The organism is Humidesulfovibrio sp. (genome assembly GCF_031082295.1).
In the GTDB taxonomy this organism is placed as follows: domain Bacteria; phylum Desulfobacterota; class Desulfovibrionia; order Desulfovibrionales; family Desulfovibrionaceae; genus Humidesulfovibrio.
In genome coordinates, this window is the sequence record NZ_JAVHLD010000003.1 from 1 (window position 1) to 14,845 (window position 14,845).

Annotated in this window: 14 protein-coding genes; 10 read left to right on the forward strand and 4 right to left on the reverse strand. The window is 61.3% G+C overall.

Annotated elements, in window-relative coordinates; genetic code table 11:
* From RDU24_RS02520 to RDU24_RS02530, 3 genes are all read left to right on the forward strand, one after another.
* Positions 1–500 (forward strand): RHS repeat-associated core domain-containing protein (locus tag RDU24_RS02520; RefSeq protein WP_308734155.1); only part of this gene is annotated, 500 nt, incomplete at its 5' end.
* 190 nt (positions 501–690) lie between these two features.
* Positions 691–1,233, forward strand: a complete 543-nt coding sequence (locus RDU24_RS02525; protein WP_308734156.1) for an RHS repeat-associated core domain-containing protein — start codon at positions 691–693, stop codon at positions 1,231–1,233.
* A 35-nt stretch (positions 1,234–1,268) separates the two neighbouring features.
* A complete protein-coding gene (locus RDU24_RS02530) occupies positions 1,269–1,646 on the forward strand; it encodes a hypothetical protein (RefSeq protein ID WP_308734157.1) in 378 nt (125 codons plus the stop codon).
* Between the two features lie 136 nt (positions 1,647–1,782).
* On the opposite strand, the gene RDU24_RS02535 is transcribed toward RDU24_RS02530, so the two are convergent.
* The 4 genes from RDU24_RS02535 to RDU24_RS02550 form a co-directional block, all read right to left on the reverse strand.
* Entirely contained in the window at positions 1,783–3,516 is a 1,734-nt protein-coding gene (locus tag RDU24_RS02535; protein ID WP_308734159.1) for a dipeptidase, read from the reverse strand.
* A gap of 130 nt (positions 3,517–3,646) precedes the next feature.
* Positions 3,647–4,303 carry a LutC/YkgG family protein gene (locus tag RDU24_RS02540; RefSeq protein ID WP_308734160.1) on the reverse strand — a complete coding sequence of 219 codons (657 nt, stop codon included), beginning with the start codon at positions 4,301–4,303 and terminating at the stop codon, positions 3,647–3,649.
* Complete coding sequence (locus RDU24_RS02545) at positions 4,300–5,733, reverse strand: lactate utilization protein B (protein WP_308734162.1); 1,434 nt, start codon at positions 5,731–5,733, stop codon at positions 4,300–4,302. Before RDU24_RS02545 ends, RDU24_RS02540 begins: the two co-directional genes overlap by 4 nt.
* The gene (locus tag RDU24_RS02550; RefSeq protein ID WP_308734163.1) at positions 5,724–6,437 is read right to left on the reverse strand and encodes a (Fe-S)-binding protein; all 714 of its coding nucleotides are present in this window, start codon (positions 6,435–6,437) and stop codon (positions 5,724–5,726) included. Before RDU24_RS02550 ends, RDU24_RS02545 begins: the two co-directional genes overlap by 10 nt.
* Positions 6,438–6,627: 190 nt before the next feature.
* On the opposite strand from RDU24_RS02550, the gene RDU24_RS02555 reads away from it, so the two are divergent.
* From RDU24_RS02555 to RDU24_RS02585, 7 genes are all read left to right on the forward strand, one after another.
* Positions 6,628–7,152, forward strand: coding sequence for a winged helix-turn-helix domain-containing protein (locus tag RDU24_RS02555; protein WP_308734164.1), 525 nt, complete (start codon positions 6,628–6,630; stop codon positions 7,150–7,152).
* Positions 7,153–7,233: 81 nt separating this feature from the next.
* The gene (locus tag RDU24_RS02560; protein ID WP_308734165.1) at positions 7,234–9,144 is read left to right on the forward strand and encodes an ABC transporter ATP-binding protein; all 1,911 of its coding nucleotides are present in this window, start codon (positions 7,234–7,236) and stop codon (positions 9,142–9,144) included.
* 13 nt (positions 9,145–9,157) lie between these two features.
* Positions 9,158–10,927 carry an LIC12162 family transferase gene (locus RDU24_RS02565; RefSeq protein ID WP_308734166.1) on the forward strand — a complete coding sequence of 590 codons (1,770 nt, stop codon included), beginning with the start codon at positions 9,158–9,160 and terminating at the stop codon, positions 10,925–10,927.
* Entirely contained in the window at positions 10,924–11,616 is a 693-nt protein-coding gene (locus RDU24_RS02570; RefSeq protein ID WP_308734167.1) for a cytidylyltransferase domain-containing protein, read from the forward strand. Before RDU24_RS02565 ends, RDU24_RS02570 begins: the two co-directional genes overlap by 4 nt.
* A complete protein-coding gene (locus tag RDU24_RS02575; RefSeq protein WP_308734168.1) occupies positions 11,613–12,632 on the forward strand; it encodes a Gfo/Idh/MocA family protein in 1,020 nt (339 codons plus the stop codon). The genes RDU24_RS02570 and RDU24_RS02575 overlap by 4 nt, the downstream gene beginning before the upstream one ends.
* Positions 12,633–12,642: 10 nt before the next feature.
* Positions 12,643–13,794 carry a DegT/DnrJ/EryC1/StrS family aminotransferase gene (locus RDU24_RS02580; RefSeq protein WP_308734169.1) on the forward strand — a complete coding sequence of 384 codons (1,152 nt, stop codon included), beginning with the start codon at positions 12,643–12,645 and terminating at the stop codon, positions 13,792–13,794.
* Positions 13,794–14,843, forward strand: a complete 1,050-nt coding sequence (locus RDU24_RS02585; RefSeq protein WP_308734170.1) for an NAD-dependent epimerase/dehydratase family protein — start codon at positions 13,794–13,796, stop codon at positions 14,841–14,843. The genes RDU24_RS02580 and RDU24_RS02585 overlap by 1 nt, the downstream gene beginning before the upstream one ends.
* Positions 14,844–14,845 lie beyond the last annotated feature (2 nt).

Sequence of the window (14,845 nt, forward strand, 5' to 3'; positions counted from 1 at the left end):
GCTTTGCGGGCGGGCTGTTCGACGCCGACACCGGCCTGACGCGGTTTGTCTGGCGGGATTACGACGCCGACACCGGGAGATTCACGGCCCTGGATCCGTTGAGGGAGAAGGGCGGGGACAGCGACTGGTACGGGTACTGCGTGGATGACCCGGTGAACCGGGTTGATGTGTGGGGGTTGGCGGACTCGTTTTGGGACGGTCAGGGAGGGCGCATCGCCAAATCCGGGAAGACCGGTGCAAGCATTGGTGGCACAATTGGAGCAGCGATCGGCGCGCCATATGGCGTGCCGATCCCAGGTCGTATCGCCGGAAGCCTTATCGGAAGCGGAATCGGAATGGGCACTCAGGCAGTCATGGAGTATCCACCTGTACGAGAGCGAGTTGATGAGCTTGAGACAAAATTGGATGAATGGAGGCAGAGTGCCTGGGATTCAATTCCGCCTGAGACACAAGAACGCTTGGAACGTGTCCGATCCTTGGAAGACTATAGCACGGATTAAATGACCGAGCCCCTCCCACTCCCGCATGGTTGGGAGGGGCTCTCCCGAAAGGAGCACATGATGCCCGGCACAGTTCAATCCCAACAAAACACAAAGATTTTCACAATACAAAACACCGTCATCTTCATGGTTGATGCCTTGCTGCTGCTGATCACCATTTCCTCAGGTGACTGGGTGTGGGGAATGATCTTTGTCGGCGCGGCCTTCTGGAGCTACCGCATTTGCTTCAAAGAAACTCCCCCGAAAACAACCGGCGGGGGCCAACAAAGCTAAGGGCGTCAACGCTCGCCTGCCCATCGGCTTTGCGGGCGGGCTGTTCGACGCCGACACCGGCCTGACGCGGTTTGTCTGGCGAGACTACGACGCCGACACCGGGCGCTTCACGGCACTCGACCCGCTGGGGAAGAAAGGCGGCGACAACGACTGGTACGGGTATTGCGTCGATGACCCGGTGAATCGGGTGGACGTGTGGGGGCTGGATGATGCCGGCAACAAGCCGTACTTCTGCAATTGGGCCAAGTGTGACGAGAATGGAACGCTACAGGGCGACTACATACCAATAGGAGTTCATCCTGGTGCGGAGCCAATTGTGACAGACTTCTCCGTTCCACTTCCTAAGGCTATCACAGTGCCGCTCGGGGACAATCCAAACTCGGAAGAAGTTCGTATCCCTCTTGGTTTTGACATCACCACACCATTTCGCATCTATGACAACTGGCGAAAAGGAAAATAGCATCATAACGCATAAGCGCTGAAGGAGAATGAGGCGTGAAAGATGCATGGTACGTTGTTGATATCTACTGCGCTTTGGCATTGTGGGGTGTTATCCGCGCAGCTATTAAAAGCGGCTGGCACTCCGGACTATTTGCCATCACTGCGGCTGTAACTGTTGCCGTGCTCCTGCTCACGTGGCGCACGTACAGAGGGAGCCGTCTTGCCAGCAGAGTTCTTGCCACATACATAGCTATTAACGTCGGCCTCAACAGCTACTCCATTGTCATCGATCCGCACCCTTTCGAAGTGTTTGACGTGTACATGCTCGGAGTGAACGTCTTCCTCTTCGTCGGCGCCATAAAGCTCTGGCGCATCAAGGAACTGCCGACGCGCTTCACCGATCCGCCGACGGAAGAGCAGGCGCACCACTAAGGTCTTAGGCGACCGCCAAATGACAATGGGCGAGGAGTGTGCAACTCCTCGCCCATTCGGCGTTTTTGAGACGCGCAACTGGGTGATGCAATTCACCTCTTGACCGGGTCCAGGGGTGGCACCCCTGGCGGCCGCGCTACTTGGACGCGGGCTTCTGGTAGCTGGTGGGGCCTTGCTCGTAGCCCACGAGCTTGAGCCACCACGCGGGGTAGAACACGGGCTGGGCGATGCCGTCCAGATCGTTGCGGTAGCCGTCGTTGTAGCGCACGTAGAGCTGTTCGGACAGGGTCCACCAGCTCTTGAGCACGTCGTTGGCCTGCTTGTCGGAGTGCCTGGTCAGCAGGGTCTTGGCGCCCTTCTTGTCGCCCTTGGTCCACAGGGCCAGGGCCTTGGCCTCCAGGTCCTTCTGCAGGCCGAAGAAGCGGCTCTCGAACCCGTCACGCACGGCGCGCAAGTCCTTGATCATGAAGGAGTACTTGAGCTCCACCTGGTTGGCCACGTAGTTGAAGGCCGTCCACATGCTGCCACGGTCGTACTTCAGGATGTTGCTGGTCTGGATGGGCTTGGGCAGGTCTGTGGCACCGGCGTAGAAGGGCATGAGCGTGGAGGTGGCCGGGCGGTCCGGGCCGAACCAGGTGAGCCCGCCGATGGCCGGGGGCAGCCAGGAGCGCGACTGGTTCACGTAGGCGTACACGCAGCGGTAGATGTTGAGCGGGCGCTCGAAGTTGCCCTTGACGCTGGAGAGGTCGCCCTCGGCCACGGATTCGGCGCCGCCCTCGTAGCGGTTGGGGTCGCCGAAGGGTCCGGCGGCCAGTCCCTTGGTCAGGTCGAACTCCGTGCCCTCGTAGTTGTCGCGGTGGATGGCGAAGATGTCGGCCACGGCGAGCTTCTGGTCGGGCTTGATGGCGAAGGGGTAGACGCGGGTGAACGCGTTCTCGACCCAGGCCGGGAGGTTCAGCGACGGCGCGGCCAGGGACTGCGCGCGCCACACGCGCCGCAGCGAGTAGTACGGGTGGTGGAACTCGCCGTCGCCGTAGACCTTGGCCCAGTCCAGCGGACCATCGGAAGGCTTCCACCAGCCCATCTTCTTGGCGGCGTCGAAAATGTTGGCGGAATACATCATGTCCGGGTCGCCGGGCTTGATGTCGCGGATGCGGAACTGGTTGGAGGCCACGAAGAAGGCATCATCGGGCACGCGCTGGGCCACCCAGACGCCGTCGGTGCCGTCCTTGTCGTAGCCGGCCATCTCAAAGACCCAGCCTTCGTTGGCGTCGGCCACGGTGAGGGTCTCGCCCGTGCCGTAGTAGCCGTACTTCTCGATGAGCGCGCCCATGAGCTTGATGGCCTCGCGGGCGGTCTTGCAGCGTTCCAGAGCCACGCGGGAGAGCTCCGCGGAGTAGAAGATGCGCTTGCCCGGCGCGGGCTCGGGGTCGACCTTGGCCTTGTCCGTGCACTCGCCGATGGACAGCTGGTGCTCGTTCATGATGCCGTAGTTGGCGTCGAAATAGGCGTAGGTGTGCGCCACCTGCGGGATGTAGCCCAGGGGCACGCTCTTGGGGTCGCCCTTGGTGGCGTACATGGGGGCGCGCTTGCCGTCCACGATGCGGTGGCTGACCGTGCCGCCCCACTGCGGCTTGAAGTCCAGCGCGCAGTGGGAATAGTAGACCGGGCGCATGCTTCCGGGCTTGTGGTCCTTGGCCGGCACGTAGACCAGCCGGGCGTCGCCCAAGCCGTCGTCGGAATGCGAGACCATGACCGAGCCGTCGGCCGAGGCCTTCTTGCCGACGATGGTGGTGGTGCAGGCCAGGGCCGCGGATGCGGCCAGGACAAGACAGAGCAATAGGGCGAGGAGCCCGGTTGCGCGTTTCATGCGAACCTCCTTGGATGCACTGCTGGGGGTGATTATTCCCAGGGCATAGCATCAGGCGCGGGCCGCGTTCAAGGAGAATCGTCGACAATTCGATATTTGCGGAACAGGCGCGGCGGCGGAACGGCTGGGGCTAGATGTCCCAGTCCAGCCCGACCACGTCCAGCGCGCCCGGGCCGTGCACCCCGCGCACCAGCACCAGCTCGATGTCCGCCGTGCTCGACGGGCCGGTGACCAGGTTCAGGCAGGAGGGCGGCAGGCCGGCGGTATCGGCGTGGCCGCGCAGGAGGCCCGGCAGGGCCGAGACATCCGGCGCCAGCGCCGAGCGCGGCACCAGGCAGACATGGGTGGGCGGCAACAGCGACGCCGCGCGGGGGCGCCCTCGCCCGGCCACCAGCACCAGGCTGCCGGAATCGATGAGCGCGGCGTGGGCGAAGGTCAGCCCAAGGTCCACGTGGGCCAGGGCATGGCAACAGCCGCCCCCCAGGTCCGACACGCGGGAGAGCCCAGCCAGGGCGTCGTCCATGTCCAGGCCAGGGGGCATGTCGTCCCAGCGGGTGTAGCTCGTCGCGGCGCGCTCGCGGGCGATGTCCGCCACGTGTTGCGCGGCCTCGGCCGGGGTGGCGGCCAGGCGCAGGCGCACATCGAGCGGCGCGAGCACCTCGGCCAGGCGTGCCCAGGCGTCGGCCCCCATGGGAAGGGACGCCGGACGGGCGGGCGGCGCGGGCACCACGAGCGGCGCGGCGGCAAGACCGGCGCGGAGGGTGTCCAATATTTGCTGGCGGCTCATGCGCCCCCCTTTTTCCGGCTGCGCCGCAGTTGCGCTGAGAAGGGCGTCTTGAGCCGCGGCGGCTGGCGCGAGTCCACGAAGCTGGCCAGGCCCACGGGCAGGCCCGGCAGGCGCGGCAGCAGGTTCAGGCCCGGGTCCACCGCCCGTGCCGCGCCCACCGCCAGCCGGTAGGCCAGCGGATGCAGCGCCAGGAAGGCGTGGGCCACACCGGCCAGGCCCGGACTTCCCGCGCAGACGCGCTCGCGCAGGCGCAGCATGAGCTTCGGGTGGTCGATGCCCAACGGGCAGGTCTTCTTACAGGCCCCGCAGAGCGTGCAGCCGAAAGGCAGGTCGCGGGTGTCTTCCGTGGGCAGCAGCAGGCTCGACAAGAGCGTGCCGATGGGGCCGGAGTATACGGAGCCGTAAGCGTGGCCGCCGACGGTCTGGTACACCGGGCAGGAGTTGAGGCAGGCTCCGCAGCGGAAGCACAGCAGCGCCTCGCGCAGCACGGGGTCGGCCAGCACCTCGGCGCGGCCGTTGTCCAGGATGACGAGGTGCGTCTCGCGCGGGCCGTCGAGTTCAACGTTTGGCTCCTCCGTCCGGCGCGGCCCGGTGAGCACGGACACGTAGGAGCTCATGCGCTGGCCCGTGGCGCTGCGCGGCAGCACGCGCAGGAGGTCGGCGGCGTCCTCGAGGGTTGCCGCCACCTTCTCCAGGCTCATGATCGCCACGTGCACCGGCGGGCAGGTGGTGGACATGCGGATGTTGCCCTCGTTCTCCACGAGGACCACGCTGCCGGTCTCGGCCACGGCCATGTTGACGCCGGTGACGCCCAGGTCCGCGGCCAGGAACTTCTCGCGCAGGGCGCGGCGGGCCAGGAGCGTCAGCTCGGGGATGCTCGCGGCGTCGGCAAGGTCGGCCAGGCCCAGCTTCTCGCGGAACAGCGCGGCCACGTCGGCGCGGGACATGTGGATGCAGGGCGCGATGATGTGCGAGGGCGGCTCCTGGGCCAGCTGCACGATGAACTCGCCCAGGTCCGTCTCCCAGACCTCGGCTCCCGTGGCCTCAAGCGCCGGGTTCAGGGCGATCTCCTCGGAGACCATGCTCTTGCCCTTGACCACCACCTTGGCCCCGCAGTCCCGGGCGATGCCCGCGACGATCTCCCGCGCCTGGGCCGCGTCCCGCGCCCAGTGGACCCGTGTCCCGGCGGCGGTGGCGTTCCGCTCCAACCGCTCCAGCAGCTCCGGCAGGCGCGAGAGGGCGGCCAGCCTTGCGACACGGGCGCGGCCGAAATGGTCCTCGCGGTCGGCGAAGGCCTCCAGCGCCACCCCGCGCTTGGTCATGAAGTAGCGGGTGGCGTGGTCGAGGATGGCGCGCAGGCGGGCGTCGCGGGCGGCGAGGTGACTCTGCCCGCGGAAATTGCGCGGGGTGAAGGTGTCGGTCAGGACCACGTCGCGCCTCCAGTCAGTGCCAGGTCAAGCAGCTGGGCCGCGTGCAGGGCGCGCACAGGCCTGCCCTGGCGCGTCAGGTAGCCGCCGATGTTCATGAGGCAGCTGGGCTCTGCGCTCACCAGGAGCTCCGGCTTTAACGCCAGCAGCTCGCGGGCCTTGTCCTCCACGAGCGACTCGGACACGGCGGGAAATTGCAGGCTGAACAGCCCGCCGAAGCCGCAGCAGCGCTCCGGGCGCTCGGGTTCCAGCAGGGTCAGGCCGTCGATGGCGGACAGCAGCCGGGCCGGGGCCTCGGAGCCGTCGAGCTGGCAGGAGCGGTGCAGGGCGGCGCGGGCCTGCAGCCTGGCCCCGAAGTCCGGCGCGCCGGGCAGCGCGAGGGTGAACTCGCAGAACTCGCGCACGCGTCCGGCGAGATCAAGGGCGCGAGCGTGGTCCGGGGTTCCGGGCTCGAAAAGTTGCGGGTAGGCGCGCAGCATCTTGGCGCAGGAGCCGGAGGGGCACACCACGGCGTCCGGTCCGGCGAACAGGTCGAGGGAGCGCAGGGCCAGGGCGCGGGCGCGGGCAGCGTCGCCGGTCTTGAAGGCCATCTGACCGCAGCAGGTCTGGCCCTTGGGGTGCTTCACGCCGACGCCCAGGCGCTCCAGCACCGAGACCACGGCCAGGCCGATCTCAGGCAGGCAATCCTCCACAAGACAAGGAATCATCAGCATTATCCGCATGGGATGGGGAGATACGCTGGTGCCGGGCAAGAGGCAAGGGGAGAGGGGGGCAGGCAAGACGGCGGAAGGGAATTCGTGCCGGGCGTTGTCCGTCCGCGATGGAAGGCTATGTGCAAGACGCTGTTTCGCCCGGAACATGGTTGACTCTTGTCCTCTTTTTCTGTACAAGATACATATGCTGACGCAGTTGTTCACATCCAAGACGCGCATCAAGCTTCTCCTGAAGCTCTTCCTGAACCCAGGAGTCTCCTGCTATTTGAGGGAATTGGCCAAGGAGTTCGCCCTCTCGCCCAATGCCCTCAAGGAGGAACTCGACAGCCTGAGCCATGCCGGGTACCTGGAGCGCGAGCAGAACGGGCGCAGCGCGTACTTCCGCGCCAACACCAAGCACCCCTTCTTCCCTGAGATCAGCTCCATCGTGCGCAAGACCATCGGCATCGACCAACTGCTTGACGAGGTCATTGCAAGCCTCGGCAAACTAGATGCTGTTTACATCTTGGATGACTACGCCTTGGGTAAAGACACTGGGTTGATTGACCTTTTGGTCGTTGGCGAGGTGGACAGGCTCAGGCTGGATGAGTTGGCGCGCATCACCGAGAGCAAAATCAGCCGCAAGGTGCGCCCCTTCGCTTTGACGAAGAAGGAATTCATGACGACCAAGGCAGTGTTCTTGCGGCGCCCGCACTGGAGAGTCATTTGAGCACAGGTGCGCACCAAGCTATGACACTGGCCTCGCAACTCGGCGAATTCGGCTCATGCCGAGGTTCCCAAGGAGTTATCCTTGGCTGACACCAATATGTTCTCCCGCTTGCTGCAAAGCAGTCCCGCCTTAAGAGACAAAGATAGGCCTACTTCAGATATTCGAGTCGGAGCAGTCGAAGCTATCCTCAGGCTACTTGAGTTGCTCCCTCACGGAAACACGAAACGCTTTGCAGTCCAACTTTTCAGCATTACAGCTGTAGCCTGTGGAGAAACATTGCTTCTTTGGGCAGTGGCAATCTTCACGACTGCCATCATAACCCCTGCGCAGGTCCTACAGTCACATGCCTTCCAATACGCGCAAAAGTACATCCCCTTTATCCAGTCGCTCGGACCGGAGTCAGTCCTCCTGCTCTTGGGGATGCTCATGGTCGCGCTGGTATTCCTTAAGAATGCTCTTCGAGCGGTTACGCAGTACGCATACCTTCGTTTCCTTGCCGACGTCACAGGAAACCTAAGCAAGATGATGCTTGATGGTATCATGCGAATGCCTTACGAGTGGCTACTCCGAGAAAATAGCGCCAACCTGTTAACAAAAATTCAGTTCGCCGCAAACTCAGGCACTTTCTTAAGCAACATCTTTCTTGCCGTCAGCGAAGCCGCCCTGCTATTGATTATGTTTCTATACCTCATCACGTTCCATCCACTTCTGACGATCATTTGCGTTGCCATACTCGGAATCCCAGCCTATTTGACCGTCCGGTGGATGCGCAGAAGGCTGGACCACATCTCCATAATGGCCAGGGAACACAGACGTTCTTCCCTCAAGCACGCGATGGTTGCCATTCAGGGCATCAAGGACGTTAAGCTTTATGGCAAGGAGGCCGCATTTGGCAGACTTTTCGAAGTTGATGCCTTTGCCTTTCCGATGCTGCAAGCAAAACAGGAAATGCTGGCCAATTTCCCGGGCTGGCTGCTGGAGACGTTTGGCTTTGTCATGCTCTTTTGCACCATGTTTTTCATGTATTTTATTCTTCACAGCCCAGCCGCAAGCGTCACCTCCACGCTCGCCATGCTCGCAGTGTTCACTTGGCGAGGCTTGCCAGCAACCATTCGCGTGGTCACCAGCGTGACAAAATTTCGCACAACTCTGCCATACGTGCAGGAATCCCTTGAGCAGATGGAGCTAATTCACAAGTGGGCGCAGCAGGATACGGACTGGGCAGGCAATAATATCCCTCTCGTGATGAACGAAGGCCTGGCTCTGGATGCAATCTCGTTCCAGTACAAGGACAGTGTGTCCAAGGTGGTCGACAAAGTGAGCTTCTCCATCGCCAAGGGACAAACTATTGGCATCGTAGGAGAATCTGGAGCAGGCAAGAGCACCCTCATGAACATCCTCATCGGACTGCTGAGGCCAACTGAAGGCATAATCCGCCTGGATGGAACGCCACTTGGTGATGACGATTTGCGCTGCTTGAGAATGCAGTTCGGCTATGTTCCCCAATCACCATACATCCTCGACGCCAGCCTTGCAGAGAATGTCGCCTTCGGCGTTGAACTGACTAGTATAGACATGGAGCGCCTAAAACATGTCTGTTCACAGGCGGGCGTGGAGGCGTTCCTGAACGATCTTCCCGAAGGCTACCTGACCGTTATTGGGGAGCGCGGCGTCCGACTTTCCGGCGGCCAACAGCAGCGCATATGCATTGCGAGAGCGCTCTACAACCGCCCAAGCATTCTTCTCTTTGACGAGGCAACAAGTTCACTGGACTCGAAAAGCGAGCGCTTGATACAAGATACCATCGCAAGCTTAAAGGGTAGCGTGACAATGATCATTGTTGCCCACAGACTCAGCACTGTCGAGAGCTGTGACAGGATTGTCTGGATACAGGACGGTCGGGTGAAGAGCTTTGGGACTGCGGAAAGCATATTGCATGAGTATAGACGGGCTCTTCAAAGCGAGCCGGACTTGGTTCCCGGTGACATCTAGAAGAGTAAAGAATATGCGCAGACTTGTACTAACTCCCCTTCCGGAACTATCACCCGGACACTATGAGCCTGATGACGTTCTGCTCGGACCGTGGTGCTTGCATCGAGAGGGCTATGCTGTCGGCAAAGCCGAGGGGCTTACCCTTTTGCCAGAACCGCTGCGCGGTCTCAGCGAGCTGACGCAGGCGAACGACTATATCAATAGCTTACGCGACCGCCTATTGCTCGGCATTGCATCCTTTGCGAACCAGTTGCACGGGGTGGATCACTCAGTGCGGTTTTGGAAAATCATCTGCAACTCTTGGCTTAGGGAGTGGGTTTCCCTGTCCTACGACCTCTACAAGAGGCTACTTTCGTCCCAAGCTTTCGGCCCAATGAAGACTTATATTTTTGAACGCCACGCTTTCCGTTTTGGGACCTACCTGGATTTTATGCTTTCACTTCGAAATCACGGCCCCTGGAGCTTGCTCGTCTCCGACATAATAAGATGCTCCGACGCCTTCGGCTGGCTACACTATACCGAGGTGCCGATCAATGACATCCGAAAAGCCGAGCTCCCCGAGCCAGGTGCTTCTCGCAAATTGATTGATACTCGTGCCCCAGATGGGATCGTCGCGAAAGTCTCTCGATACGGGAAAGATAGAGCTCGCTGCCGCATCGACCATGTTCATGGCATTTCCTCAAAGCATGAGTTGTTCTTTCTCTTGACGACTGACCCTTGCTGTTTTCTCCGGACAAGGACAGTCATGCACAAGGTCTTCGACTCAAAAGAAAAGGATATTGACGCAATTCCGTTGAGGTTTGATCCAGAAAATGATTTTGAACATACCATCTTTGCGCTATTGAAGCAGTATCTGCCCTGCAAATTGTTGCGCTACGAGATTTTTTCATTTTCACGGCGCTGTACCACGATAAGTGCACTAGATTATACGCAACAAGAGAAAGAGTATTACTATGCTCACCTTCTTGATCAAGGTGGGGAATGGATTGGCGCACAGCATGGGTGCGGCTACGGCATGGAGAGGCTCCCCGACCCACTTGGCGAGACAGAATTCGTGGACAACCTCATTACCTGGGGGTGGAATCACGATCGCCCAGGCAAGGCATATTTCCCCTTGCCAGCTCCTAGCCTCGCTTGGCTGCCCAAAAGCAATCCATCTAACCGTGACAAATTGCTGCTGATATCCTCACATCTATCGTCTCTGTACACTCCCAGGATGGACCTTCGGGAAAACATGGTGCACTACATAAACAGTAGCGTGGCGAAGCGGAAGGCTTTTCTTCGTGCCCTCAGTAAGGACATCCTCAATGCATGCGTTTACCGCCCTTTCTTCACCCAAAAAACGCCTGAGGACATCGTCACGCCCCTCCGCAACGCCTTCCCGGAACTCACAGTTCGCTCGAATAACGACATCTCTTTCCACGGTGCCTTGGAAAGCACAAAGCTCATGGTCGGTGACCAATTCGGGACGACTTTCCTGCAGGCGATGGCCATGGATGTGCCCTGCATTGTCGTTTATAACCCGGCTCACAATGCGTATACTGATGAATTCAACAAGGCTTTGGAGGAACTCGCCCGCGTAGGGCTGGTCTTTACCTGTCCCGAACGTGCCGCAGAATACGTCAATGCGGTTTGGCCAGAGCTGTACGCTTGGTGGCAAGAGCCTACGAGGCGCCTAGCGGTGAAGGATTTCTGCCGGACCTGGGCCTGGAGAAAAAACGATTGGTATGTGGACTGGCAGCGTTTTATTAGGAGCCGCATTGTAGGGGAGGGCGCCCAATGAGTGCTTCTGGCCCTATCATCGCCATTGTCCAGGCGCGCATGAGTTCCAGCCGCCTGCCTGGCAAGTCCCTTGCGCTTATCCAGGGCAATCCGCTTCTGGCATATCTCTTCGAGAATCTTAAGCTTAGCGCCAGCCTGGACGCAGTTGTCCTGGCCACATCATCAGCCCCCTCGGATGATCCACTCGCCGCGCTGGCATCAAGGCATGGCGTTCAGGCCGTGCGCGGTGATCTGATGGATGTTTCGGCGCGCTTCCTGCGAGCCATCATCGCCCATCCATGCCAAGCCTTTGTGCGCATCTGTGGTGACAGCCCCTTGCTGGACCCCCGGCTGGTAGACGAGGCAATAACCCTGTATCGTCAGGGTGGTGCGGACTTGGTGACCAATGTGCTCCGACGCACCTACCCCAAGGGCCAGTCCGTGGAAGTTATAAATACCCAAGCGTTCCGCCGCGCCGAGGCTGCTATGACCGATCCCATGGATCGTGAACATGTGACCCGGTACTTTTACACCCGAGCGGACGAGTATCGCATCCGCTCCTTCGAATCAGGTGGCAAGTTTGGCGCGGTAAATTTCTGCGTGGACACCGCCGAGGACCTGGAGCGCATCTCTGCACTGATTGCGCGCTTTGTGCCGGGTGCTCGTCGGCCTAGCTGGCGCGAGCTGGTGGCGATGGAAGGCTACGAATGAATAAGAGACTCCAGGTTGGCGTCATCGGGCTGGGCATCGGCATGCAACACGCCCGCGCAGTGGCCGCGCACCCCGGTGCGGAGCTGGCCATGCTCTGCGACCTTGCGCCAGAAAAACGCGCCCAGGCTGCCGCGGAATTTCCCGACACGCCTTTCGTGCCAAATGCAGAGGAACTGCTGGCCGCCGATTTGGATGTGGTGAGCATCGCCTCCTTCGATGACGCTCACTATCTCCAGGCCCGCAAGACCATTGAAATGGGTCGCCATGTGTATTTGGAAAAGCCCCTGTGCCTGCGCGAATCCGAAACGAGGGAACTGGCCGCGCTGTTGCGCGCCCACCCTGACGTGCGGCTCTCCTCCAACCTTGTGCTGCGTACCTGCCCGCGCTTCGTGCGGTTGAAGCAGGAGATGGACGCGGGCGCCTTGGGTTTCGTGTACCACCTTGAGGCCGACTACCTCTGGGGGCGCTTGGCGAAGCTCACCGAAGGCTGGCGTGCGGAGATGGAGCATTATTCCATTATTCTAGGCGCGGCCGTGCACATGGTCGACTTGGCGCTCTGGCTCACCGGCCAGCGGCCCGTGTCCGTGGCGGCCTTGGGTTCGAACTTCGCCACGGGTGGCACAAGGCAGCGGCACAATGACTTTGCGGTGCTGCTCATGCGCTTTCCAGGCGGTCTTTCGGCCAAGATTGCGGCCCACGGCGGCTGCACTCATCCGCATTTCCACCGCCTGGCCGTGTACGGCACCCAAAAAACCTTTGCGGGCGAACTGCCGGGAGCGTATTGGCTGGACTCCAGCGACGCGACAATGCCGCCGAGAGTGGAAAACGCGGCCTATCCTGGCCGCGAGGAGCGCGGGCAGGCCCTGGCGAGTTTTATCGACACGTTGAACGGCGTTGTCTCCAGGCCACTGGTGGACGAGGCCGCCGCCTTCGCCGCCATGAGCGTGTGCCACGCTGCGGAGAGGGCTATTGAAACCGGGCGCGAATGCGCCGTGGACTACTTTTGGGATGCATGAGGTGACCTTCGTGAAACGAGTCGTTCCTTTTGGCAAGCCCATCCTGGGCGAGGCGGAACAGCAGGCCGTGCTTGAGGTTCTTGGCGGTCCCGTGCTGGTTCACGGCCCCCGCGTGAAGCAGTTCGAGGCTGATTTTGCGGCCTGGACCCAATCTCCGCACGCCCTTGCCGTGGGTTCCTGTACAGCCGGGCTGCACCTGTTCTGGTTCGACCTGGAAATTGGCCCCGGCGACGAAGTCATCGTGCCGGCCCAGACGCATTCGGCCACGGCCCACGCCGTGGAGTACACCGGTGCGTCCTGCGTGTTCGTGGACTGCGAGCAAAGCACCGGCAACATCGACGTCGACGCCCTTGCCGCCGCGGTGACCCCGCGCACCCGGGGCATCAGCCTCGTGCACTTCCTGGGCCTGCCCGCGGACATGGACGGCATCAACGCCGTGGCGAAAAAGCACTGCCTGCCAGTGCTGGAGGACTGTGCCCTATCCATCGGCGCCACCTACAAGGGCGTGCACACCGGCCTTCTAGGCGATGCCGGGGCCTTCTCCTTCTACCCCGTGAAGCACATGACCACGGCCGAGGGCGGCATGTTCATCACCCAATATGAGGATCTGGCGGCGCGCATCACCAAGAAGCGGGCCTTCGGCGTCGACCGGGTGGTGGGCGAACGCAGCGTGCCCGGCGTGTACGACGTGACCATGCTTGGCTACAACTACCGCATGAACGAGATCGAGGCCGCCATCGGCATCGAGCAGTTGAAGCGCATGGACGGCTTCCTGGCTAGGCGCCGGGAGAACTTCGCCGCGCTTTCGGCCGGGCTAGCGGAACTACCGGAACTCACGGTGCTGGCCTCCGGTGGCGATGACGAGATCAAGGGCAGCCACTACTGCCTGTCCGTGGTGCTGCGCGAGTCCCTACGACCGCTGCGCTTCGAGTTGGTCAAGGCCTTGAACGCCTTGGGCGTGGGCACCAGCGTGTATTATCCCCGCCCTGTGCCGCACATGAGCTACTACCGGAACAAGTACGGCCACGAAGAGGGGAGCTTCCCCAACGCGGCGGCCATCAGCTACGGGTCCATCGCGCTGCCTGTGGGGCCGCACCTGGACCTGGATGACATGGCCTACATGGTTGACGCAATGAAACAGGCTCTCAGCGAGGTGCAATAATGATCCCCATCAAAGGCAGACGCATTGTCCTGGTCGGCGGGGCCGGATTCATCGGCCACAACCTAGCGCTCAAGCTCAAGGAACTCGGAGCCGAGGTGTCCATCATCGATGGCCTGCAGGTGAACAACATTCTGGCATTCTCCTCCACGGAGACGAACATCCCCAACCGCGACTTCTACCTGGCGATTCTGAACCAGCGCCAGGACCTGTTGCGCAAGGCCGGTGTGCCGGTGTTCATTCAAGACGCCCGAGACTATCACACCCTCGGACATCTTTTTGATAAGGTAAAGCCTCAAGTGGTAGTCCAACTGGCAGCGGTTTCACATGCCAACAAGTCCAACAAGGACCCCTTCTCCACCTTTGACCACAGCTTCCGCACCCTGGAGAACGCCCTGGACTGCGCGCGCGGCTACAGCGTCGAGCAGTTCATCTACTTCTCCTCCAGCATGATCTACGGCAACTTCCTGTCCGGTTCGGTCACTGAGGAGACGCACTGCGAGCCCATCGGCATCTACGGCGCGCTCAAGTTCGGCGGGGAGAAGCTTGTCATCGCCTACAACCAGGCCTTCGACATGCCCTACACCATCATCCGTCCCTCGGCCCTTTACGGCGCCCGCTGCGTCAGCCGCCGGGTGGGCCAGATCTTCATCGAAAACGCCCTGCGCGGCACCCAGATCACTATCCAGGGCGACGGCTCGGACAGCCTGGACTTCACCTGCATCGATGACATGGTGGACGGCATGGTGGCGGTGATGACCAACAAGCAGGCCCTGAACCAGATCTTCAACATGACCTATGGCGAGGCCCGCACGCTCAAGCAGATGGCCGAGATCGTGCTGGAGCACTTCCCGGATGTCTCCATCAACTACGTACCCAAGGACAAGCTCATGCCCGACCGCGGCACCCTGTGCATGGACAAGGCCGAGCGACTGCTTGGCTTCAAGCCCTCCTGGCCGCTGGAGCGCGGTTTCCCCGAGTACATCCGCTGGTACAAGGAGATGATCAAGACGACTGGCATGGACGGCGAATTGCCGGTGACCTACGGCTAGGA